At 46.9% G+C, this 24,233-nt stretch carries 19 protein-coding genes; 2 read left to right on the top strand and 17 right to left on the bottom strand.

The window, feature by feature from the left end; genetic code table 11:
* Positions 1 to 18: 18 nt before the first annotated feature.
* Positions 19 to 2,760: a hypothetical protein gene (locus MKZ16_RS16260; protein ID WP_076105737.1), complete on the top strand. Its 2,742-nt coding sequence runs from the start codon at positions 19 to 21 to the stop codon at positions 2,758 to 2,760.
* 507 nt (positions 2,761 to 3,267) lie between these two features.
* On the opposite strand, the gene MKZ16_RS16255 is transcribed toward MKZ16_RS16260, so the two are convergent.
* The 17 genes from MKZ16_RS16255 to MKZ16_RS16175 form a co-directional block, all read right to left on the bottom strand.
* Positions 3,268 to 6,072 (bottom strand): glycoside hydrolase family 2 TIM barrel-domain containing protein, encoded by a 2,805-nt coding sequence (locus tag MKZ16_RS16255; RefSeq protein ID WP_076105736.1) that lies wholly within the window; start codon positions 6,070 to 6,072, stop codon positions 3,268 to 3,270.
* A gap of 10 nt (positions 6,073 to 6,082) precedes the next feature.
* The gene (locus MKZ16_RS16250; RefSeq protein WP_076105735.1) at positions 6,083 to 7,687 is read right to left on the bottom strand and encodes a helix-turn-helix domain-containing protein; all 1,605 of its coding nucleotides are present in this window, start codon (positions 7,685 to 7,687) and stop codon (positions 6,083 to 6,085) included.
* Positions 7,687 to 9,477, bottom strand: a complete 1,791-nt coding sequence (locus MKZ16_RS16245; RefSeq protein ID WP_076105734.1) for a sensor histidine kinase — start codon at positions 9,475 to 9,477, stop codon at positions 7,687 to 7,689. Before MKZ16_RS16245 ends, MKZ16_RS16250 begins: the two co-directional genes overlap by 1 nt.
* Positions 9,478 to 9,580: 103 nt before the next feature.
* The gene (locus MKZ16_RS16240; RefSeq protein ID WP_036677265.1) at positions 9,581 to 11,266 is read right to left on the bottom strand and encodes a hypothetical protein; all 1,686 of its coding nucleotides are present in this window, start codon (positions 11,264 to 11,266) and stop codon (positions 9,581 to 9,583) included.
* A gap of 31 nt (positions 11,267 to 11,297) precedes the next feature.
* Positions 11,298 to 12,194 (bottom strand): carbohydrate ABC transporter permease, encoded by an 897-nt coding sequence (locus tag MKZ16_RS16235; protein ID WP_076105733.1) that lies wholly within the window; start codon positions 12,192 to 12,194, stop codon positions 11,298 to 11,300.
* Between the two features lie 6 nt (positions 12,195 to 12,200).
* Positions 12,201 to 13,094 (bottom strand): ABC transporter permease subunit, encoded by an 894-nt coding sequence (locus MKZ16_RS16230; protein WP_339814225.1) that lies wholly within the window; start codon positions 13,092 to 13,094, stop codon positions 12,201 to 12,203.
* A gap of 211 nt (positions 13,095 to 13,305) precedes the next feature.
* Positions 13,306 to 14,652 (bottom strand): LLM class flavin-dependent oxidoreductase, encoded by a 1,347-nt coding sequence (locus MKZ16_RS16225; RefSeq protein WP_076105731.1) that lies wholly within the window; start codon positions 14,650 to 14,652, stop codon positions 13,306 to 13,308.
* A 75-nt stretch (positions 14,653 to 14,727) separates the two neighbouring features.
* Entirely contained in the window at positions 14,728 to 15,207 is a 480-nt protein-coding gene (locus tag MKZ16_RS16220; RefSeq protein WP_076105730.1) for a DinB family protein, read from the bottom strand.
* Positions 15,207 to 16,379, bottom strand: a complete 1,173-nt coding sequence (gene solA / locus MKZ16_RS16215; RefSeq protein ID WP_076105729.1) for an N-methyl-L-tryptophan oxidase — start codon at positions 16,377 to 16,379, stop codon at positions 15,207 to 15,209. Before solA ends, MKZ16_RS16220 begins: the two co-directional genes overlap by 1 nt.
* Entirely contained in the window at positions 16,376 to 17,557 is a 1,182-nt protein-coding gene (locus MKZ16_RS16210; protein WP_076105728.1) for an amidohydrolase, read from the bottom strand. Before MKZ16_RS16210 ends, solA begins: the two co-directional genes overlap by 4 nt.
* Positions 17,558 to 17,610: 53 nt before the next feature.
* Positions 17,611 to 18,627, bottom strand: a complete 1,017-nt coding sequence (locus MKZ16_RS16205; RefSeq protein ID WP_339814221.1) for an LLM class flavin-dependent oxidoreductase — start codon at positions 18,625 to 18,627, stop codon at positions 17,611 to 17,613.
* Between the two features lie 11 nt (positions 18,628 to 18,638).
* The gene (locus MKZ16_RS16200) at positions 18,639 to 19,391 is read right to left on the bottom strand and encodes an amino acid ABC transporter ATP-binding protein (protein ID WP_076105726.1); all 753 of its coding nucleotides are present in this window, start codon (positions 19,389 to 19,391) and stop codon (positions 18,639 to 18,641) included.
* A complete protein-coding gene (locus tag MKZ16_RS16195; protein ID WP_036677282.1) occupies positions 19,388 to 20,098 on the bottom strand; it encodes an amino acid ABC transporter permease in 711 nt (236 codons plus the stop codon). Before MKZ16_RS16195 ends, MKZ16_RS16200 begins: the two co-directional genes overlap by 4 nt.
* Complete coding sequence (locus MKZ16_RS16190) at positions 20,095 to 20,880, bottom strand: amino acid ABC transporter permease (protein WP_076105725.1); 786 nt, start codon at positions 20,878 to 20,880, stop codon at positions 20,095 to 20,097. The genes MKZ16_RS16195 and MKZ16_RS16190 overlap by 4 nt, the downstream gene beginning before the upstream one ends.
* A 33-nt stretch (positions 20,881 to 20,913) precedes the next feature.
* A complete protein-coding gene (locus MKZ16_RS16185; RefSeq protein WP_076105724.1) occupies positions 20,914 to 21,771 on the bottom strand; it encodes a transporter substrate-binding domain-containing protein in 858 nt (285 codons plus the stop codon).
* 4 nt (positions 21,772 to 21,775) lie between these two features.
* Complete coding sequence (locus MKZ16_RS16180; protein ID WP_036677287.1) at positions 21,776 to 22,291, bottom strand: GNAT family N-acetyltransferase; 516 nt, start codon at positions 22,289 to 22,291, stop codon at positions 21,776 to 21,778.
* A gap of 119 nt (positions 22,292 to 22,410) precedes the next feature.
* The gene (locus tag MKZ16_RS16175) at positions 22,411 to 23,304 is read right to left on the bottom strand and encodes a LysR family transcriptional regulator (protein WP_076105723.1); all 894 of its coding nucleotides are present in this window, start codon (positions 23,302 to 23,304) and stop codon (positions 22,411 to 22,413) included.
* Positions 23,305 to 23,598: 294 nt separating this feature from the next.
* Between MKZ16_RS16175 and MKZ16_RS16170 the strand changes: the two genes are divergently transcribed.
* Positions 23,599 to 24,138 (top strand): GNAT family N-acetyltransferase, encoded by a 540-nt coding sequence (locus tag MKZ16_RS16170; RefSeq protein ID WP_036677290.1) that lies wholly within the window; start codon positions 23,599 to 23,601, stop codon positions 24,136 to 24,138.
* Positions 24,139 to 24,233 lie beyond the last annotated feature (95 nt).

The raw sequence follows: 24,233 nt of genomic DNA, 5'->3' as shown, positions 1-24,233 counted from the left end.
TAATATGGAGGTGTTAGATTGCCACTGAATCAAGATCAGCAGATCTTTCAACAAAGCACAACAACTCAAAGCTGGGGAAATATCCAGGGACAGACCTTAGTTGCAGGCCAGGGTAGCTTGAGAAGAGGAATGAACTATAAGTTAGGCGCTCAGGCTATGACACAAATCAATAATTTATTAAATAAATGGGCTGAATTAAAAATATTGGGGAGTGCCGAAGTTTCGCTTCTTCTCCAAGTACAGATACAAACGCCCCTGGATCTATTCGACGAAGCCGGGCTAGCTGGTCGACTTCAAGCCGTTCTTAAAGCGGCGGTAGCGGCTGGATTAAGCATGAATATGACAGTTAAAGAGTTATTGAAAATCCTGAAGAATAAACCGTCAGGAAATGGTTTATCCGGTGAATTGATTGAGCTATTGTTAGAAGAATCAAAGCTCGAAGGTTATTTGTACGCCCAATTTGCGGTTGGTTTTATGGCGTATGCCAATTTTGTTATGCTTGGTAATTTACATAAGACAGCTACTCTAGGGGAATCTGGATTCCAATTTGTCTATGAGGCGGGAATGGGATTTATTGCGGGGGGTGGCTATAGAGGTGGCATCAATTTTAAATTCCCCGATCCTGCAAAACTGGTCAATCGTTATGGGGACCGCTTAATTGAGGGCATTGTTAATAAAGCTATTGACACACAGCAGGAACAAGCATTAATGCTCGGTACTATGCTAAGGATAGGAGTGAAATCAGCCTATGAGGTCAGTAGACAATTAAATGAAGGTACCGGGAGCAATAACGAAAAACTAGCGCAAACCGTTCTTACATTTATTGGCGGACAGTTCCAATCGTTGTTCTTCTTGACTATGAATGTGTTCTTTAAGGAAGAGATCCTTCGTTTAATTGGCCTTGCTTCTTTACCAGCTGAACAAACCTCAGAAGTCATTCAAACCCTGAAAGGTTTTAATTCTTTTCAGTTAGTGCCGGATAACCATGAAATTTTTGTTCGTTTAGACTCATTATCAGCATTAATTCAAAACGAGCAACTTAAGAAGGAGTTTGACCGAAGTATTTCTGCTTTGTGGGTATCAGCTTTGTTGCTCCCCCTTGCAGTGCAAGCGGCAGATAAAGCAACCATGCCTACTTTTACGGCACAATTGTCTTACCAACCTCCTCCCGCTGTCAAAAGTGCAATTAATACAGATTTGAACCGTCCGTCTGACACAAATTTGAACCAGGGGGATCTTCTTTCATTTCTACTTGATAAACCTTTGACGATTGCCATGCAACATGTAGATAGCGTTCGGGAGATAGCAGCAATTCTGAAACCTGCCGTTTCAGGAACGGCCCAAGATGCAATGAAGTTCTTATTTAGTCCCTCATTTCCTTCGACTACAGGAGAAGACTCTTTTAGATCAACACTTGGAGCCATAAATCAAGCTTTCGATCATTACGTGGATACGGAAATAAGTGCCAGAAAAACTGCAATCTCGAACACTTTGGCTGGTGAGGAAGAGATTAAGATTCTATTTGAGCAAGCCCTGATTCCCTGCATACAACTGACTTCTGATGTTCTAATTCCAGAGATCGTTAATGGATTTAAAAATTTTGACATAAAAACTATGCAAGAAGTATTATCCAGCGTATTACTCACAATGCTTGGAAGAAGCGTTATTCATGTCATGGACGGAATTCAGACTTCAGTTAATAAACAAATCGAGGGTCTTCTTCGCGAAGCTGCTGGTCAGGCTGCAAATGTTCTTGGACCACTTGGAGCTCAAGATATTTTAAAGAAACCGTTGGAGGCAGCTGTTAAAATTATTGCGGAAATGGTAGCGCCTTTGACACCTGAAGCACAAGAACAACTTTTTGAGAATGCTCTAAACATATTTACTCCAATAAAAGGTAACGCCGTGGACTTCGCCAACCATTTGCAAAGCGATCCGATGTGGATGCCTCAAATGGCTGAAATAGAAGCAATAGCCAAAATTTTGATAAATCATTTAACTGATCATATGATTCAATTCGCTCTAAAACTGATTCCAGCGTTGTTTCAAGCCTTGATCGATGAGCTCCTGGCCATAATCGAACACTGGCTAAATGTAATAGCCAAGATATTAAATACTATTACCGATTTCATAACTAAGTTAATGCAAGAAAAATTAATGAAAGAACTGATTGAACCTGTAATGGAAATCGCTGAAAAAGCCGCTGACGTATTAACGTTTAACATTTTTTCTCTAATCGGTGCCGGTAAAGTAAAAGATGAATTTTTCAAAGGGTTAAGAGGAGCAGTCGAAGCTATAATTCAAGAAGCAATCATCCCTCCTGTTGTTATGACAGTGAAAGAAATCAAGTTCAATCCTCGTAAGCTCGTGGATCTTTGCCGAGACGTTTCCGACTTTACTTTTACTAAATTTTCTGAGATTTTTAACGATTATATTTTTGGGGAGATCCAGAATCAACTTGAAAAAGGTTTAAATATGAAAAATTTCAAATTGGATATTAAAGTGCCCGTTTCTTTTTCGATTGACTTACCATGGCCTTTAGGGTCACAATCCTTATCTCATACGTTTAGACTTACAGATGTCCTCATTCCGTCATCAATCGTTTTGGACATTGTAATGAATTTAATACGTAACAATCTAAAATTAGGAGGAACATCGGAGTATCTTTTCCAAATGGTTGTAACAACTATCGATAATTTCAAAAAAGTAGATCAATATAAATTGGATATGGCAGATGCTTTGAAAAAGTATAGTAATTAAAGGAATATCTTTTAATTTTTCAACTTCGAAATGCTGCCTAATTGAAACCTTCTTCGCATTGTTGTATCTTTCAAACTAGCACCACCTATCGGACATAGATGACGCTAAATGCAGTATTATTGCACTTTTGGTAGGCTAACGGTCTTCATAGCCACTATTTGCATGAAATATACCACATATGAACCTCTTTATAAGCAATAGCGTCACTGGAGTCCGAAATGTTGTTCACAAGGCTGAAAATCAGAAAATAGTGTCATCTGAGTCCGAAACCCTCAGAGGCTCAGATAACGATGACACTGTTGAAGCTGGCGGCTACCAATAAACTAAAAGCAGCAAAAAACTAAGAGCAGCGAATCTCTCTTCATTAAGAGAATCTCTGCTCTTCAGTTTTTTACGATGCGACAGTCTGTTTTACTCAAGTGGAGAACGTAGTTTTCACTGTAGCCCCATTGGACTATTCATCCATATGAAATTTGACAGGTAACCTTAGCAATCGCCTGCCTCTGCCTATTGGATCAGCTCAAGAAGTTCTGCAACATTCGCCTTGTACTGTGGCTTGAAATCATCTGATTTCATATAACCCGCAATACTGGATAAGAACTGTCTGCCTTCCGGCGTATCGCTAACCTTATCAGCATCCAATGCGCATATCAGCAGGTTGCCTGCTCCTACACTGCATTCCACTAGGAAACTCAGCTTATGATTGCGTTCAAAATTATCGATAGTCTGCACAACGGGATTCCAATCGCGGTCAGCTGCATCCATGATGAGCGATTTCGAATTCTCAACAATACTCCACCAGGGATAGGTAGAATATTCCTCGCTCGGGAACTCACGAAGCACCGGGTGCTTGTTATCAATCAACAGCCCCATAGTACCAATGGGTACTGGCCGGTTCATGCTCTCTGAGATCGAGCGGAACATTGGATAACACCAGAAATCTGTGCAGTAATAACCTTCAACGGCATTTTGGAGAGATTCCGGTTTCGGCATAAGCAGCACATTCTCACCTTGCTCCAGCAATGCAAGCGCATCATCAGACAGCTTGTCGAAGACATGGACACCTTCCAGCATGTTGCCACTCTTCACTGGATAAATCCACAGGTCGTAACTCTTACGGATATCTGTTCCCTGTATGGAGAGGGACAATACGATAGTACTCATACGGTCAACTTCAGGTAGTTTTATTGCCAGATCGCAGATATCGATATAATTCGTTCCTGCAGGTACGTCCACCTCGGTTGAACCTGCGGCGAGTATACCATTATCCGCGGTAAGCTCCCAATGCAGTTCAAATGCACTCGGCATACCACTGCGGAAACAGCTCAGTTCAACATGGGCATCGAACGATTCACCAGAGACATAGTTATACTTGGGGAATCTTGCCAACAGAACGGCATCATTACAAAAAGTTCGCCAGTCCTCCGGACTTATCATTCCTTTGGAATCCATAAAGGCGTCGAGGACACCCACCAGCGCCGTTCCCTGGCCACTGAAATCCTGCAAATCAAGCAGTTGGAAGCCCGCAAGCCGCCGGGAGCGGAATGCCGCCTCAAGTTCCTCTTTGTAGCAAGCTACTGCCAGTTGCCCCGAGGATTCAAAATATTTGGCGGCCAAATGACCCAACCCTTTACTTTCCAGTCGTTCACGGAAAATTTTGAAATTCTCAGCTTTGAGCGGACCGTTGTATTTATCGATTTCCTCATAATTAGGATAGGTAGCATACTGTCCGATCTCATGCGAGATTACCGGAATGTGCGGTATCCATTCTGCGGAAGCGTCTCCAGCCTTCACCGTCTTGGCTTCCGTACCATACTGGATCTGAATCTCTCCGCCAGCGGCAGCTTCCATCCCCTCTCCGTTGAAGAAATCCTGAGGGACGATCTGATCGTCATAGTCTTTCATCGTGCCTGGCAGATCGATCTGGACATGACCTAATGGAGCATCACACATCGCATAGGAACCTCTGAACAGCCGATCTCTGGAGAAGCGCACGCCGCTGAAGAAATCGTCATGTTCCAGAATTTCTGGCACCCATTGGTGGTTATTGGACCCCTGTGTATAGAGAATCCGGTTATCAAATGCTTTATAGTCCTTTAGGAAGGAATCAATCTTGGCTTTGCTGCCCCATAGCTCGTTGCCAAGCGACATCATCACGAAGGAGGGGTGATTGCCAAAAGCCTGAAGTATGGCATAGCCTTCGCTGATCAGATAGTCCTGCTCCGCTTGATTATGTCCCTCGTCGGTTTCTTCTGTGATTGTTCCCCAGAATGGAAGCTCTGGTTGCATGTAGATACCTAGCATATCCGCTGCGGTGAAAGCAGCTTCCGGCGGACAGCAGGTATGAAAGCGATAATGATTGATGCCGTAAGACTTGGAGATGCCAAGGATTCTTACCCATTCCTCGACGTCAGTCGGGGCATAACCGGTAAGCGGGAAGATCAGGCCGTCATGTTTGCCACGGAGGAAGGTTTTTTCTCCGTTGATTGTAAACTTATCGCCCTCTGCCCGGAATTCCTTCAATCCAAAAACGAGCTCCTGTCGGTCCGTTATATATCCATCGCTGTCTTTCAAAACAAGGTTTATGTTATAAAGATTGGGAGCGCCTTCACTCCAGAGCAGCGCGTCTTGACCAAGCTCATAGTTGACGGAAAAACTACCCGGTGAGACAGGGTACTCCCTCTCGTCCACAGCATGTGTATTGTCGCTGTTGAAGCTCTGAGCAGACACTGTAAGTATAGATTCGTTCCTGCTGTCCAAGGTTGCCGTGATTCGGACTGAGCGTGCTGAGAGATCCGGATCGAGCCGGATGCCGCTGAGCCGTGACTCACCATAGAACTGAAGCTCCATACGTCCGGTAATCCCATTCCAGTTGGTCTGGGTATCCTGCGACGTTAAATGTCCACCTTTGGTTGGGTAACCCGTATTGTCCACACGGATGGTGAGCGTATGATTCCCAGGTTGAAGCTGTGGCAACTCGTATATATGTGGGGTGTTCAGACTGTTACGGCTGCCTATTTCCTGATTGTCCAGCCATAGAGTCGTCAGCCTCGTGCGTTCCAAATATAGGAAGCAGACTTTGCCGGCTAGTTCTTCCGGAATGACGACCTCTTTTGAATACCAGACTTGCCCTTCAAACAAATACTCATCCGTTAATGCGCTTACTAAAACATCCTCGTTCTTCGAACCTTTGCGTGCGTAGGACGTTGTTCCCGGCAGTGTGATAACATCTGTAAAAGGCAATGCCAGTCCTTGATTTCCCTCATCCAATTGCAACTTCCATTCGCCTTCCAGGCTGATCTTTGTCTGCAAAATATCACTCCTAATAATGATAATCTCTGAACTCCTGAGGTGTAGTGCCGGTTGTTTTCTTAAAAAGGAAGGCAAAATAAGCCGCGGTTTGAAAGCCCACCTGCTCGGCAACCTCGTAAACCTTAATATTGGGGTCACGAAGTAGTTCCTTGGCTTTGTTCATACGCGCTTCCTGCACGAAATCGGAAATCGTCCGGCCCATTTCTTTCTTGAAGAGAACACTTAAATAGCTGTGATTCAAGTGAAACTGCTCAGCAAGCTGCTTTACAGTCATGTTCTCATGCAGATGCTCCTCCAATTGGCGGGCGACTCGCTGGATAAGGTTATGCTGCTGAGCGACCTGCTCTCTTTGATTAAGCTTAGCATATTGCGCCAAATATTCCAGTACGACCTTCCTGACTTCATCTACGCCTGTACAGTCGATCAACCGCTGCCACATGAGGATGTTCAACTCTGTATCCTTCTCATGTATACGCTTCAGTTTTCTGGCTAGTTCGCTAAGCAAACCCATTCCGAAAGCCTGCACATAGGAAAAGGACACAGGCTCTCGCGCAAGTAACACTTCGAAAGCATGATTGAAATAAGCGGAAGCTTTATCGCTCTCTCCTCTGTCCAGTAGCTTAACGATTTCCGGAATGTATTCTTCACGCAAGCGGAAATCATGATATTCGTTCATCAAGTTCCGGTCGAAATAGAGGATTTGTCCGTAGCCGGCCAGTCTGGCACCGGCCATCATATGCCTTACTTCCTTATACAGCAACGGTATTTCCGTCCAGAACAAACACTCTCTGCTGATTCCGACCGAGACGGAGGCTTTATACTGCTCTCTTAGGATGTCTTGGATAAACGCAAGCTGCTTCTCAAGTCTTGCCCGCACCAATGGCGTTGCGTTCAGCACAATGACGGCAAGTTCATCCGCTCCTGTCTTCCCTATATAGGTACCGGTGAAGCCAGATAGACCAGTCTTAACGCAGTTCAATAACCCTTCGCTAAGCAGGATCCGATCCTTGGCATCATGCGGATTATCTAGAAACCTGCGGTCATATCCGAACAGGAATAATGTTGCCTGCCATTCCCCATTAGGCAGATCCAGCAGACGCCGCCAGGATTCGAGCAGCTCATCACTGTGGATCCAGCCTTCGACCATATCTTTGACGAAACGTTCCTGCAGCACCTCATAGCTCTCTGTTACTTTCTCCCTAAGTACAGTGGTTTCCTGTTCAATCTGTTTTTTCTTCTCAACTACTTCTCTGAACGCCGCCAGTTTCATTTCGAGTTCTTCCGTCTTGATGGGCTTCAGAACGTAAGCTTTAGCTCCCAGATGTATAGCCTCCTGCACAAATTCAAACTCGTCATATCCACTGATCATCACAGTCTGTAAAGACTGAAGTAACGGATAATCCGCTCTGCATCTGGCGAGCAGTTCGATCCCTGTCATACCGGGCATCGAGACGTCAGCGATCAGCACATCCACAAGAGTTTTTCCTAGGATTGTTAGTGCTTCTTCACCAGATAATGCAGTTAACGGTTCCTCATACCCCAGAGCTTTCCAGCCAATATGACGAAGAAGCCCTTGAATCTGCATAGGCTCGTCGTCGACAATTAATGCCCGCATTAAGCTCCATCCCCCTTTTTTATCTCAGGACTTTCCTTGCAAACAGGGATATCAATGGTTACACAAGTCCATTCGTCTTCTACACTGTCAATCTCAAAGCCGCCCTCTGTGCCAAAATACAAGGCAAGACGTTCACGGATATTGTTCATCCCGAATCCGTTTTGCGTACCCGTGTAGCTGCCGGTACGGATCTGTTCCAGCTTCTCACTGCCAATCCCTTTTCCATTATCAAAAATCTGAAACTGCACCGTATTCTCCACTCGTTTGATCGTAATTTGTATAAAAGCATGAGTTCTAGTTGTGATGCCCCCGTGCAGATAACAGTTCTCGACAGTTGGCTGTAGAATCAGCTTAATGCTGTACAGGTCAAGAACGTCAGGCTCTACCAGCCACTCTACGGATACCTGACCGGGATAACGCAGCTGCTGAATTTCGATATACGCCTTAAGATGCTCAATTTCGTCACGGATCAGCGTCACATTAACCCGGTTATTGAGTGCCAGCCGATAGAATGTCGTCAGCGCATCTATGGTTCGGATTTGCAATTCGTCCTGCTGATCTAATGCTCGCCAACGGATCAGACTTAGCGAATTATAGATGAAATGAGGGTTAATCTGTGCCTGCAACGCCCTGAATGATTGCTCCCGCTCTTTGAGCATGGCCTCTGTATGTTCTTCAACCAGTTTTCTCAAACGGCCAGACATGGAATTGAACAATACCTCAAGCTCACCCAGCTCATCGTTGTCACGGTTTCTCACTGTAACTTCGAAATAGCCCTGTGAGATATCTGTCATTCGGATGCCCAGCTTGCGGATCCGCCAAATCACATTTTTAAGTACAATCATGATTAGAAAGATGGACAACAGCAGGAAAAATGCAATACCTGCTCCGATATAGTACATAATCCGCGTAGACTGCTCCTCCAGTCGGTCAAGATGCACAAGCGCGGCAACCGTCCAGCCAGACTTAATCTCCTGAGTGATCAGCATCATCCCGCTTTTTGTCGCCGATGTTTCCAACGAGTTATTCCAGTACTGACCTAAGGAGGATGAGGATAACCGGCTGCCAATTTCAGAGGGCTCCGAGGATGCAATAATTCGTTCGTTGTCGTCAACAATATACAATTCTCCGGCCCCTTCAAAAGGATGCTCGAACGATTCCATGAAGACACCGTTATAGTTCAGTAACAGGTACACAATCCCGTAAACATCTCCATATGCGTTCAGAATTTTATGGGATACCACTAGCTTAGTCCTGTCGTCAGCTGCATTAGTCCATACCAGATTGTCTGTTGTGCGAAGCATTTTCGTATACCATTCCCGCTCTCGAATTCCCGAAAGGCTCCGTTCTTCCGGCTTCCACAGAAGCCCTCCATCTTGCACTAGTGTATCGTTGGTATGATAGATCCGGAAATTCTCAATACCTGGCAAGTATTTACTGGTGAGCAGGAAGGAACGGTCCACATAATTGACCGTACCCAATTGTTCATCGATATCCGCATAGTCCCTGGCTAATCTAGAGATCAGCTCACCATCCGTAGCCGTCCGGGTAGCCAGCAGATCATAGCTTTGCTTCCTGAATTCAATACTCTGCGCACTTTGCCGAACGGCTTCCCTGATCGTAAGCATATAATTGGCCCGCACCGTATGAAGCATCATGTACCCTGCACCTGCAGCCAGCAGTACGGTGGGGAGAAATACAATTAGTCCGTAGAATAATACAATCTTACTCCTCAGGTTCATAGAACGGGTCATACGGATGATCCATTTCTCTATTTGTTGTTTAATCATAGATTTCCCCCATGAAGTGCAAAGGGAGCCCCCTCCAAGTGAGAGGTGCTCCATTAATTTTTTTATCGTTTAAGATCCGCGACTGAAAGAGCATCACGGTTGTCTATTGCAAGGCGGTTACTTCCTCCTTGTACGTATCCAGCCACTCCTGCTTGACTTCACTCCAATGCCCACGCTTCTCTAGTGCTGCTTGGAAATCGCTCCAATTCTTCTCGAATTGCCCCTCGTCTTTGGCCATTAAAAGCTTGGCTCGATATTCCTTGCGGATATTTTCGATCTCCGGTGAATATTTTTCCCATGCGCCGCCCTGTTTCATCTGGAATAGATCATAAGGCTCTGCCACGCGGATCGTTCCCATTTTGCCGATAGCTTCTGTGAACTTAATTGTCTTAGCAGCTCCGGCTTTTCCTGCATCCTCTGTGTTCCACCATGGGTACCATTCATTGCTGTAAGAGGCAGTCATGTAAAGCTCCGGGGTGACTTTAGCTTTTTGTGCGGTGTCTCCGGAATTGCGGCTCGTCTTGTAGGTTTCGTCTGTGAATTTCCATTTGCCCAACGGTTGATCAATCCAATCCCAGTATAATCCCGCCGGTCCTTCATTAATGACCTGCTGCTGTTCGGGTTTCGGCTGCAAGGTATAATCGAAGAATTTCAGAATAGCTTCCAGATTTTTTGTTTTTTCACTAACATAGACATCATAGCCTGGATTCGGATTGGTAACCTGATTAATTCCGACTTTCTCTACACCATCCACTTTAGGAAAAGGGATCGCTTCGTAAAACCACCCTGGCTCTGTTGGGCCGTCCAATGTCTCCCAGGCTGAGGCAGGAATGTTCCAGAAGCTGCCGACATTGAAGGCAATACGACCTGATTTGTTCTTTTCTGTATACTGTTCTTTTTTGCTGGTAACGACCTCTGGATCGATCAACTTCTCCTGGTACATCTTGTTCATCCATTGATAAGCTGCTTTATAATTGGGATCGTCGTAAGCGAATACAAAATCATCGCCGCGTTTGTCAACGCCATTACCTGCTGTAGTCACCCCAAATGCTGTCAAAATTGCGTTTTCATCGCTCCAGCCCAGATTATCACTAGTGTCCATCAGGAATGATAGAGGAATCAGCGATTTGCCGGAAGCATCCTTCTCTTCTGCAGCTTTCCGAAGGAAGGTCTCAACTCCTTCTAACGTTGCTAAGTCCTCTTTGGTCATACCTGTTTTCTCCAGCACATCACTTCTGACAATCCAGGCTTGAGATGCCCAACCTGGCCACGGATCTTCCGGGTTTTGGTCAAACCAGGTAGGGATGGACCAGATATGGCCCTCATTATCCTTCATAAGTTCCAGATACTGCTTTGGAATAGACGCAAGTCCTGGATATTTGTCAGGCATGTCGAAATACTGCTCTAGCGGCATAAGCTGCTTCGACCGGTTCATCGCGCTTTTGACCGTTTCGTTTCGGCTGAAGATAGCTGCATCCTCAAAGCCGCCAGTGTTTATCTTCAAATTAAGTGCAGTCATCGCGTCGCCTTGGGTGGTTTCCAGCTTCACATTTACTCCAGGCTCCTGTTCACGCCAATATTTCTGGACCAAACTATCATTATTGATGGTTGCCGTCCATCCGAGCCAGAGATTAAAGGAAGTCGAGCCACTGGCGGGCTGGTTATTTGACGTTTCATTGTCACTTCCAGGCTTGTTCGCAGTATTCCCACCTGATCCGGAGCATCCGGCAATAGACATCAGTAAGGTTGCTGCAGCCAAGGCGACTAGACCCGTTTTTTTGATCATCATTGTTTAATTCCCCCTGTTCTATTATTGTAGATCAACCTTTTACTGACCCTACAAGAACTCCTTTCACAAAATATTTCTGCAGGAACGGATACACGCACAGGATGGGGATTGCACTCACCATAACGACTGCCATCTTAATCGACATCAGCGTAATATTCTGCATTTGTGAGCTCCTCGCCAAAGCTTCCTGGTTGGTATTCGAGCCAAGGACAGCGGATAAATCCTGAGCAGCGAGCAATTGCTGCAGGAAGGTCTGCACCGGAATCAGATTCTGCTTCGTGACGAAGAAAGCACCGGCGAACCAATCATTCCAGTGTCCCACTGCGGTAAACAGTCCCAGCGCTGCAAGCATAGGTTGAGAGAGTGGAATAATAATCTGAATCAGAGTACGAACAGGACCGGCTCCATCTAGTTCAGCGGATTCTACCAGAGCTTCAGGGATTCCCTGTATAAACTTCAGCATGACAAACATGTTCCAGACCGAGAACAGCCCGGGGAAAATATACACCCAGAACGTGTTGATAAGCCCGAGATTATTAAGCTGAATATAGAAAGGAACCAGTCCTCCGCTGAATAACATGGTTAAAAGAATATAGCCTAGTATCGTGCTTCTTAATGGAAGAGCGCGGTAGGACAAGCCAAATGCCACCAGAAGTGTGACGATAAGTCCTGCGAATGTGCCAATGACTGTCCTAGCGATTGTAATTAGATAAGACTGGCGGATAATCTCATTTCCTAATACAATCTCATAATTAATTAATGTGAAATTCTTGGGCCATAGATACACGCCACCTTTGGCCGCACTTGCACCGTCATTCAGTGAGATTGCCAGCATGTACAGGAATGGATATAGTACAGACAAGCACAGACCGGCCAGTACTATGACGATGACGTATTGAGCTATTTTTTCACCTCTGCTGAGCTTCATATGCCATCACCATAATCCTTCACCATTTATTTTTCTGGATAACTGATTAGTCGAAACAACCAATATCAAGCTGATCACTGAGGATAACAGTCCTACTGCGGTTGCCATCCCAAAATATCCCTGCTGCAATCCGTTGCGGATGATATACGTATCCAGTACATCCGCGACCCCTTGATTAGCAGAATTCATCAGCGGATAAATCTGATCCATCCCTACTGAAATCAGGCTTGGGATACTCAGAATTAGCACAATCGATATTGTCGGTAGAATACCCGGGAAGGTAATATGCCGAATCTGGGCTAGCTTTCCTGCACCCTCTACTTTGGCGGACTCATACAATTGCGGATCAATCGTTGTGATCGCAGCCAAATAGAGAATCGTGTTCCAGCCGGTCTCTTTCCACAAGCCGCTTAATATAACCATGGGCCGGAACCACTCCGTGGAACCTAGAAAAAATACGGGATCACCACCTGCTTTCTCGATGAACTGATTGACCAGCCCACCATCCAAAGTCAGAAAAGACTGCAGGATGTAAGCGACTACAATCCATGAGAAAAAATGTGGCAAATAGCTGACCGATTGCACGAATCGTTTAAATACAGGCCGGGTTACCTCGTTAATCACCAGCGTCAGCAGAATCGGTGCCGGGAATCCGAAGATGAACTTAAGCACGGATATATATAACGTGTTTTTGACAACAGTTAAAAACTGGGGATCTTGCAGGAAAGAAAAGTTGTCTAATCCCACCCATGCGCTGTTCCAGATCGAGGTGCCAATCTGAAAGTCGCGGAAGGCGACCTGAATCCCTGCCATCGGAATATAGCTGAACAGAAATAGCAACAGAACTCCCGGAAGAATCATTAAATATTGCCATCGGTACTTGTAGAACTTAGCGTACAATTTACATCCCTCCTTGATATTTCTATCATAAGGTGCAGCGGGAACCCTGCCTATATAACAGTGATTGGTTATCTATTGCTCTGATTGGATATTTAAAGCGCTTACGTTGATATACAAGCTCCGCGCGCACGCAAATAAACGCAGCCTTAAACGGCTGCGTTACATTTTTTATGACGAAAGCTAAATATTGAAATTCAAATTAATATTATTGTTAATGTATGGCTTTATGCCCTGCCGGTTGAGATGCCTTGGAATAGCGGTTCTCAGGCAATGGAATACCGAGATTTCCACGCAGGGTGCTACTTTCGTATTCAGTGCGGAACAGACCCCGCTCTTGCAGAATCGGCACTACCCGATCGACGAATTCCTCCAGTCCGTTAGGAACAGCAGCTGCGATCATAAATCCGTCTGCTCCTCCACCCTCAAACCAGGTTTGAATCTGATCCGCCACTTGCTCAGGTGTGCCAATAAAGCTGCTGCGCGGGGTAGCGGATTGTAAGGCGACCTGTCTTAGTGTTAAGCCTCTCTCCTTCGCGTCCTTTTTGATTTTATCCGTGCCGCTCTGAAAACTATTGCGCCCCAACTCGCCAAGCTCAGGGAACGGTGCATCCAGCGGATATTGCGAGAAATCATGATGCTCGAAGAATCTGCCCAAATAGTTCAGTGCATTCTCAATCGTCACGAGACCAGCAACCTCCTGATATTTGCGCTCTGCTTCCTCTGGTGTGTCGCCAATGATTGGTGCAATGCCAGGAAAGATCAGCACCTCATTCGGATCCCGGTCAAATGAAGCTACCCGTGTCTTAACATCGCTATAGAATGCCTGGGCATCTTCTAGCGTTTCGTGGCCAGTGAAGATAGCATCCGCTTCCTTTGAGGCGTAATTTTTACCAACTTCTGAGGAACCTGCCTGAAACACGACTGGCTGCCCCTGCTTCGAACGAGCAATATTGAGCGGTCCCTTCACGGAGAAGAACTCACCTTGATGGTCCAGGGTATGCATTTTTTGCGGATCAAAGAATACACCTGATTCCTTGTCTCGGACAAACGCATCATCTTCCCAGGAATCCCATAATCCGCGCGTCACCTGCAAATATTCGGTAGCAATGCGGTAGCGCTTGCCATGGTCAGGATGCTCTTTTTTGCTGTAATTAGAGGCAGAGCCTTCCAGCGGTGAAGTCACCACATTCCAGCCGGCCCGGCCTCCGCTGATTACATCCAGTGAGCCGAATTGACGCGCGACAGTAAACGGTTCACTGTAGGAGGTGGACAGGGTACCAACCAGACCGATGTTGGTGCTGACGGCGGCGAGTGCGCTAAGGATGGTCAGCGGCTCAAACCGGTTAAGGAAATGCGGAATAGACTTTTCATTAATGTACAAACCGTCTGCGATGAAGATCAGATCCAGCTTGCCTTCTTCTGCCTTCTGTACCCACGCTTTGTATAATTCAAAGTTTACACTTGCATCCGGCTTAGCATCAGGATGGCGCCACATCGACGTGCTGCCTCCTACTCCATGCAGCAGTGCGCCTAGCTTCAGTTGTTTTGGTTTGGTCATGTTCATTCCTCCTAAAAGTTTTGTGAGCATACGATTCCCAGGTTTTACTTTGTGCAAAACTCACTTTATAAGCATTTATTGCACGAACGATGCATTGGCAGCGCCCTGCTTGATTCGCTCGATCTGGCCAAGATGCCTTTCCACATGTGCGGGGAAGCTATGGACGATATCGGAAATTTTCACGATCTCTCCCTTGAAGTTAATCCCGCTTTTCTCCCAATCCTCTGCGCTGAGCCGTTCAAACAATAGACTGTTATAATAAAGCAGGCTGCGGAACAACTCCAGGCTATCGGAAGCATAACCACTGTTGGCGTACTGGCCGCTGACCCAAGCGTCCTGATTGAAGACTGGCAGCTGCGCAGTTGTAGCAGCGAGAATATCACGGATGCGGAACGAAACCACAATGCTGTGATCAGCTAGATGAGCCAGCACCTCAGTGACACTCCAACTTGTTGGTTCCGCCTTCCATTTCAGCTGTTCCTCTGTTAACCCTGCAGTTGCATGCACCAGCTGGTTGTAAGTACTTAAAAAATTACTGATTTGAACTTTGCTCATTAAATCCCCTCCAATATAAGGCCTGCTTGCGAATGATCAGGTGCAAAACGTGATAACGAAAAAGGTTGGATGTTGTGGTTGGTAGCTCCACTTGTCGCCATATCAGCAAGTATTTCACCTACAACACTAGAAAATTTAAAACCATGCCCTGAGAACCCTCCGGCTACCAGCACATTGGAGTGGAGCGGATGGCGGTCAATAATGAAATCTTCATCAGGCGTATGCTCATATTTGCATACAGAACCTTTAAGTAATCGGCCAGCTGCACCCGGCATATAAGACTCCAGTACTCTACGAAGGTCTTGCTCATCGCTGGCTTCACTGCCAAAGGGAGCAAGTAGTGTGCCTGGTTTCCATTCCAGCCCCGTATCGTGCCGGCCGATCTTCAGACCGGTTCCAGCAATGCTGGGAAAGCCATAATAGCCACCTTCCTCAGCCCCTAGCGTGAAGCCAGGGAAGTTACCGGCTGAAAAAGCAGGTGAGCTCTCAAACCAGCCCACAACTTTGCGGATCGCCTTGATTGGCAAATGCACAAAAGGCGCTAACGCTCCAAACCAGGCTCCGGCACTAAGGATAGCTGACGCTCCGTGATAATCGCCGTTTGTTGTATGAACTGTCACACTGCCTTCGCGGGCGGTGATGTTTACTACCGAAGTGTTCGTCAACAGCTCCGCACCCTGTCCAAGGGCAAGCTGGCGGTAGGCGGAGATACAGCGCTCGCTGTACAAATACCCGGCATCTGGTTCATACATTGCTGCGAATGTTTCTGGTATGTTCAATCCCGGCCAGCGCCGCCGGATCTCTCCGGCATCCAGATGCTGAACCTGCACCTTCCGTTTCTTCGCTTCCGCGAGACGACCGCTGAAGGAATACACTGCACTATCTGCTAGATTCAATACGCCCGAGCGGACAAGCAGTTCTATTCCACTCAACTGCTCGGCTTCTTTCCATAAACGATCTGCCCGCAGAGCCAAATCAATGTAAGCGGGATCACCACTGTAAGCGTGCCGGATCAGTCGGGTTTCCCCGTGATGGCTTCCCTGTGTATGTGGAGGATCAAAGGCATCAATTAACAGCGTCTTCACTCCGCGCCTCGCAAGATAGTAACCGGCGCTCATGCCCATCGAGCCTGCGCCGACGATAATTACATCGTAACTGTTATATTCAGCTATAATTCTGCACCTCCATCGGGACTGTACTGCACTAGGGAACGAACAGCTACATCCGCAAGGAAACGTGCTGCCACAGGGAGTGCACGTTCATCCAGATTGAAGGCCGGATGATGCCATTCCTGGCTTCCTTCAGTACCAACAAAAACGAACAGTCCGGGTATCACGCGCTGATAGAAGGCGAAATCCTCTCCAGCCAGAGAAAGCTCTGGCTGAATCGCTCGGTAACCAAGAGCTTCGACCGATTCAACTCCAAGCGCTGCTAGGGAGGGGTCGTTGATAACCGGAGGTGGCCCTTCTATCCAGCGAACGGTAGCTTCTGCTCCAAGAGCCGCTGCTACACCGACCGCCACTTCCTGAAACCGGTTCAGCACTTTGCTGCGCACCGTTTCATCAAAGGTGCGGATCGTCCCTTCAAGCACGGCTTTTTCGGGGATAATGTTCCATGAATTGCCGCTGTGAATCTGCGTCACACTGACCACCGCACTCTGCAGTGGGCTGACATTGCGACTTACAATGGACTGGAATGCCGTCACAATATGCGAAGCCGCTACAATCGGGTCTATGCCAGCTTCCGGAACGGCAGCATGAGAACTGCCACCCTGCACTTCAATCACAAACCCGTCAGCTGCTGCCATTAAAGGACCACCCTTAATACCGATGGTTCCGACTGGCAAGTCTGGCTTGTTATGCAGCCCGATCACTGCCCGGACGTCTTCTAGTGCCCCGCTAGCAATGATTCGCTGTGCACCCTGCGCCTTCTCCTCCGCTGGTTGGAATAACAGGCGCACCGTTCCCTGTAATTGCTGCTCTCGCTGTTTCAATTGATAGGCGGCACCCATCAAGGCAGCCGTATGGAAATCATGCCCGCAGGCATGCATTTTGCCGGGATATAATGAAACAAAGGATACTCCGCTTTCCTCCTGGATTGGCAAGGCATCAATATCTGCGCGCAGTGCGATGACCGAACCAGGCTTTTTGCCGCCAATCTCTGCGATCACGCCGGTAGACAGACCGTATTCTACGATCCTGACTCCTGCCCGCTCCAGCAGGGAAATAATATATTCTGTTGTGCCATATTCTTCATTGGACAGTTCCGGGTGCCGGTGCAGATGACGGCGTATCCCGATTAATTCTTCTTCAAGCGCTTCCGCACTTAACTCTTTAGCTTTACTTGTCATATACAGTCACCCTCCTTTACACGATTTCCTGTGTGATACCGAGCCCGCCCGCTTTATGCCTCTGCCGCCACTTCAGCGATTGCTTCGCTCAATAGCTCAAAGGATCGGAGCCGTTTGTCAAAGGGCTGTACATTCGTCGTTATGATGAACTCCTCGACACCGGATGCCTCTGAAAGTTCCAACAACTGTTCACGGACAGATGATTTAGTTCCTTTGGTAATCTCCGGTTCCAGCTCTTCAATCGTGTAGGCTTCATTGCTCTGGCGGGCAAATTCTTCCGCCTGTTCCAAGGTCCCTACTGTCAGCTTCTTCCCGCTCGCCAGTTGAATCCGGATCAGCTTATGCGCACCTGCCAGTTCTTTCGCTCCCTCCTCAGTCTCAGCCACCACTAACGATAAAGCGATAATCGCTTGCGGTTGTCTGCCCTGTGAAGAAGCAAAACCGCTGCGGTAAGCACGAATGGCATCCAGCGCTACCGCCTTATCGCTGTTAATAAACAGGGAGAATACGTACGGTAACCCCAGTTCAGCGGCAATTTCCGCGCTACTTACACTCGCACCAAGGACATACAACTCGGGAGGAATACCAGGAAGGGGACCTGCCTTCAACCCTGCCAGCGGATGGTTTTCTTCGAGGCGGTTATGTACATACTTTTCCAGCTCGATGATTTTGCCCGTCAGGTCTGGGGTTTCAGCTTTTCCCTGCTGCAGTGCCTGTGTGCTGCGCGAGAGTCCACCGGGAGCACGTCCCACACCGAGATCCACTCGTCCATGAGCCAGTGTAGACAGCACATTGAAGTTCTCCGCTACCTTATACGGGCTGTAATGCTGGAGCATGATTCCACCGGAGCCAATGCGGATTCGCTCTGTTTTAGCCAGAAGATGTGAGATAAGTACTTCCGGGGAAGAGCCGGCTACCTGCTCGGAGTCATGATGCTCTGAAACCCAGAACCGGTGGAATCCAAGCTCTTCGGACAATTGTGCCAGCTTGATCGTATGCTGGAATGCTTCCTCCGGCGTTTCTCCCGGATAGATCGGACTTTGATCAAGTACGCTGATTGTAATAGCCATTGTTTTTCCTCCTATATGGAATAGTTAAATTCAGGTGTGATCCGCTTCAGGAACTGCTTCGTTCTTTCTTCGCGCGGATGGTTAAACAGCTCTGCCGGAGTCCCTTCTTCAACAATGACGCCTCCGTCCATAAAAACCACATGATTCGCCACATCACGAGCAAAACCCATTTCATGAGTCACCACAATCATTGTGATGCCTTCCTTAGCAATTTTACGGATGACGGCCAGCACCTCACCCACTAACTCTGGGTCCAACGCCGATGTGGGTTCGTCGAACAATATAACCTCCGGCTCGAGTGCCAAGGCACGGGCAATGCCAACCCGCTGCTGCTGGCCTCCGGACAGCTGACTTGGATAGGCGTCCAGCTTGCTGCCAAGACCAACCTTTTCAAGTAGAGCAATACTCCGCTTTTTCGCTTCTTCCTTCGGAAGCTTTTTGACAATCAGCAGTCCCTCCATCACGTTCTCCAGCGCGGTTTTATGGCGGAATAAATTGTACTGCTGGAACACCATTGCCGTTTTTTGCCGGAGCAGATGAATCTCCTTTTTACGGGCATGCTTGCAGTTCACTTTGAAATCGCCGATGGCGATCTCTCCGCTGCTTGGCTTCTCCAGATAATTCACACAGCGTAAAGATGTCGTTTTGCCTGAGCCGCTGGGACCGAGAATGACGACAACTTCACCCTTCGTCACCGTTAAATCTATATTGTTGAGCACCTGATTCCGACCGAATGACTTCGAAATTTGCGCAAGCTTGATCATGCTACTCCACCTCGATTGTAAAGATTAATTCTTTTTTCAATCAGCGACGTCACGCGTTCGATCAGGAACGTAAGTCCCCAGAAAATCAGTGCTGCCGCCAGATAAGCCTCAAAAAACTTCCAGTTCGTTGAAGCAACAATTTGCGCCTTAGCATTGATATCCACCACCGAAACGGTAAAAGCAAGGGTAGATCCATGCAGCATACCAATTACCGAATTTGAGAGATTGGGCAGACTCGCCGCCAGCGCCTGAGGAAAAACAATCCGCCGCAGTGCCTGGGGCGTGGTCATGCCGATAGAATGTGCCGCTTCCAACTGACCGCGATCCACCGCAAGCAGACCGGAACGGACGACTTCGGACATATAGGCTCCCGCTGTAATCGAGAACGAAATATAGGCAAAACCGATCATCGGAATCGATACTGACCTGAAGCTCCAGCCGAACTGTACCGCCAGACCATCGATTAATACGGGAAGCCCAAAATAGATGAGCAAAAGATGCGTCAGCATCGGTGTCCCGCGGATGAACGTAACATAACCGACAGCCAGCGGATACAGCAGCGGAATTCTGTATATCCGGATCAACGCTACAGCCACACCAATCACAAATCCAATGAGTACTGAGACAACAGTAATAGATAAGGTCACAGGAATTGCACTTAAAATTTGCACCAGAGCAGTCCAGATAAAAGATGGGTCCAGCTTCATAATCCGCTACCTCCTTTACCCGGTCCAAGTTCAGCAATGATGCGGCGGTAGGACCAGCTTTTGTTGATTTTGAACGATTTTTTCTCCGGTGTATTCCGTTTCTCATGCCGCAGCAGCCGGCGTTCTGCTATAAGCAGCAGTTTCTCGATTGTAAAGCTGATGACCAGATAGATTAGCGCAAGCGCGATATACGTTTCAATAAAATGCTGAGTTAAGCTGCCTAGCGTCTGTGCTTTGCCTGACATTTCCATCACTCCAAGAGTAAAGGCCAATGACGTATCTTTCAGTAGAGCAATCACCAGATTGGAGAATACCGGAACTGCGATTCCGAGCGCCTGCGGCAGCACGATTCGCGTAAAGGCTTGAAACCCCGTCATTCCTGTAGCATAAGCAGCCTCTACCTGCCCCTTATCCACCGCCATTACAGAAGCCCGGATCATTTCGGACATGTATGCCCCCGTATGCAGCCCGTAAGTAAGTATCACAAAAACAAGCACGGGAGTCCGGGTCATATCGACATGAACCAGCTTCATAATTTCGGGCAGACCATAATAAAACAAGAAGAGCTGGATAAGAATCGGAGTTCCCCGAAAAAAAGAAATATAGATTTCGGAGATGGTTTTTAACACAGGCACTTTATAAAGTCTTGGCAGAGCTACGAGAAAGCCGACAAGAATTCCTGTCAGTAGAGAACAGGCGACAATCAGAAGCGTGGTGCTTAAAGTCTCTAGTAACTTAGGCAAAAACGAAAATACAAAGCTGATATCAAACTGTGCGCCCATATATTCCCTCCCTTCCCGTGCTCACCGGCTCAATCATTTAACCGAATCCGCTGTAACATCCGCACCCAACCATTCCGTACTAAGCTTGCCTAGTGTGCCGTCTGTCTTCAGCTCTTTAATCGCACTGTCAATCGCATCTGACAGCTTTTGTGAATCGGCATCATCCTTACGGAAAACATAGAGAATGTCCGCGGAGGACAGCTCGTCGCCCGTTGCTTTTAGCTGATTCTGCGGATCAATGATCGGCAGGACAAAATCTGCAGCCAGCGTTGCGTCCACACGACCAGTACTAATCTGTGCGACGGTATCATTCGCTGCACCATTCTGATACACGATATCAATCGCATTGTCATTCTCTTTATTGTAGTTCTCGAGTATTTGTGCTTGTGCACTCGTTGCACCTACAAGCACCTTTTTCCCTTTGAGATCATCAAGCGATTGGATTGAATTATTATCCTTTGCCACTACAATGCGGTTTCTCCAGTGGGCATAGGCTTCTTTGTTAAAAGAGTACTTCAACTCCCGTTCCGGATTTTTCTCCATGACATGGGCGACCAAATCGATTTTTTTGGTTTCCAGGCTCAGCAGCAGATTGCTGAAATCCATGGTTTGAAATTCGAATTCATATTCTGGCAGCTGCTTATCGATTTCTTTGAGCAGCTCCACATCAAATCCGGTGAGTTTGCCGTTCTCATCAATGAAGCAGACTTTCGGAAAAGCAGTACCCGTGCCCACAATGATCTTAGTTATCTTAGCCGAATCCTTTGCCGGTGCCGCAGCTTCTGCTGTATTTCCATTCTGATTGCTGCTAGCGCTGTTACTGTTGTTTCCGCAGCCGGCAATCGCCAGTGTCAATATCGATGCAAATACTAGTGAAATGGACTTTTTCATTGTTTTATCCCCTTTGAATGAACTGTGGTTTGTCTGTAAGTGTTTTTTTCAGCAGATACATAATGCCGTCACCATTCTGCTGATCCAGTTCTAGAAACCGTTCGTACCCCCGGCGTTCATACATTTGAACCAACCACGGATGTTTCTTCGCCGTTGCCAGCGTGACCGCAGCCGAACCTAACTGTCCAGCAATAATGTTCTCTTCCACCCAATCCAAAAGTTTTCCACCATAACCTCTGTTACTGTAATCTGGATGAGCAGCAAACCATTTGATAAAAGGCAGTGGGCTAATCTTCTTAATCTCTTCTTCCTTTGAAAGGGTTATGGTCGCAACTATCGTTCCGTCAACTTCAAGCACATAACACTCATTCGTAGCTATATTGTCTTCAATAAGCGCCAAGTCGGCTGTGGCCGCAGGCCAATGCAGCCCAAGTTCACGAATCAGCTGATAGGCACGATATGTAACATCCAGTAATTGCTCCGCATCCTTCAGTTCTGCCAGCCTGTATACCTCACTCATCACATGCCCTCCAGCCTTTCGAAAATTAATTTTATAATCCCTATCGAATTAGTTGTGATTATATGCAATTAACTTTATCACTGCATGTGTCCATGCGCTAATAGAGTTTTTTAATACATCTATACAATTAGTCGATCTCCGACTTTACCAATCCCCAGTTCAAGCAGGGTTTCGATGAATTCTGCGTTCTCTCCATTTAGCGAAATCAAGCTGGTTCGTAAGGAGATGCCTTCCGTCTCCGCAATATCCACCCGGATCAGCGACCCCGTCGCCACTTCCTCTTGCACACTGAGGGCGGGAAGGAAACAGATGCCTGCTTTTTTCAATACCAGCTTTTTGGCTGTCTCCAGGTTATCTACCTGATATTCAATCTTCGGCGGCTGTTCCATGCTCTCAAATACACGATGCAGCCGCATCCAATCTAAAGAGCCACATTCAAAAAAAACCAACGTCTCCTGGCGGATATCCTCCAGTGAAGCCCGCTGTGCTTTAGCAAAGCGATGTCCCTCATGTACATACAGTGAGATGGGGTCCTCGCAGAAAGGAAAGGTTTGAATTGCCGGATTTACGATCTTACGGATAAAAGCCAAATCAAGCTCCTTCGATTTCAACTTTTCAGTCAATACTTCCGTAGAAGCTGTCATCAGCTTGATTGTGATATGAGGATATCTGCGCTTTAAATGGAGCATCAGATGGGGCATTAAATAATTGGAAACCGAGACCGTACTGCCGATTCTCAGTTCATTTGGAATGTGTCCCTTAGCCTGAACCTGATATTTACCGTTCTGATAGATCTGGAGAATCTGCTGGGCATAGGGAAGAAACTGTTTACCTTTATCCGTTAGGTTAATCTGCTTGCCCAACCGATCAAACACTTTGCAATCCAGTTCCCTTTCTAGCGATTGAATCCGGGCCGTTACTGTCGGCTGGGAGATATATAGAACTTCGGCCGCTTTATTGAAGCTTCCATAATGGTTGATGTAGACAAAAGCCTCAATATTTTCAATGTTCATCCCTAATCCCCCTATGCTTTTATTAATTTTACTATTCCGATGTAATAACAATGAATTAAAGCGATGCTACCCTATAGATTTTGTTTATATCTTAGTCATCACCCTATTTTTTGTCAACAATTAATTCCGTGTAAATCAATCGGATTTTGAACTGAAAGTCATGTTTATTTCATATAGAACTTTTCTATTCCTAAATCAGAATTATGAAACTCATCTTATTCCACTAGGATTTATCATGTATAATAATTTCATTCGAATGAACATTACATTTGTCTGAAAGGGGATAGCGAAAACATGTCACAAAAGATCATTATCCGTGAAGCTGAGAATAAAGATCGTAATGCTATCGCCGATTTGCTGTTAGATGCATACCACCAATATTCGGAGATCATGCCTGAGCCGTTGTGGCTGGAGTATCGGAAATCGCTTCTTGATTCCGTTCATGGTGATACCCCGCTCGTTCGGATCATCGCTGAAATCGACAAGAAAATCGTTGGTAGCGCACTCTTGTTCAGTTCCTCGGAAACGGCTTACGGGAAACCGGAGCTCGGGATTCACTCCCCTATCCTACGTCTGCTAGCCGTATCTCCATCCGCTCGTGGTCTTGGCGTTGCAACCCTTCTGATTCGCGATGCTGCACGGAGATCACTACAGTTGGGTGCCACCACCTTGAACCTGCACACCTCGGAAATGATGTCTTCAGCCATCAAACTGTACCAGCGCTTAGGCTTTAATCGTGCGTATGAGACCGATCTTATGAACGGTGACACTCTAGTACAAGGCTTCCGGCTAGACCTGCTGTCCTCCGTCCGTTCTACAGCGGGACAAATATAGAATTCGAGAATTCTTAAATATTTGTCTTTTAAATATAAAAAGAAGCCTCGGAAAGCTTACCCAATGATCTTGTGTGATCGTTACGGCGAACTCCC

This window comes from Paenibacillus sp. FSL R5-0928 (assembly GCF_037970385.1).
GTDB classification, from domain to species: Bacteria; Bacillota; Bacilli; order Paenibacillales; family Paenibacillaceae; genus Paenibacillus_AQ; species Paenibacillus_AQ odorifer.
This window is presented reverse-complemented; position numbering and strand designations above follow the sequence as displayed.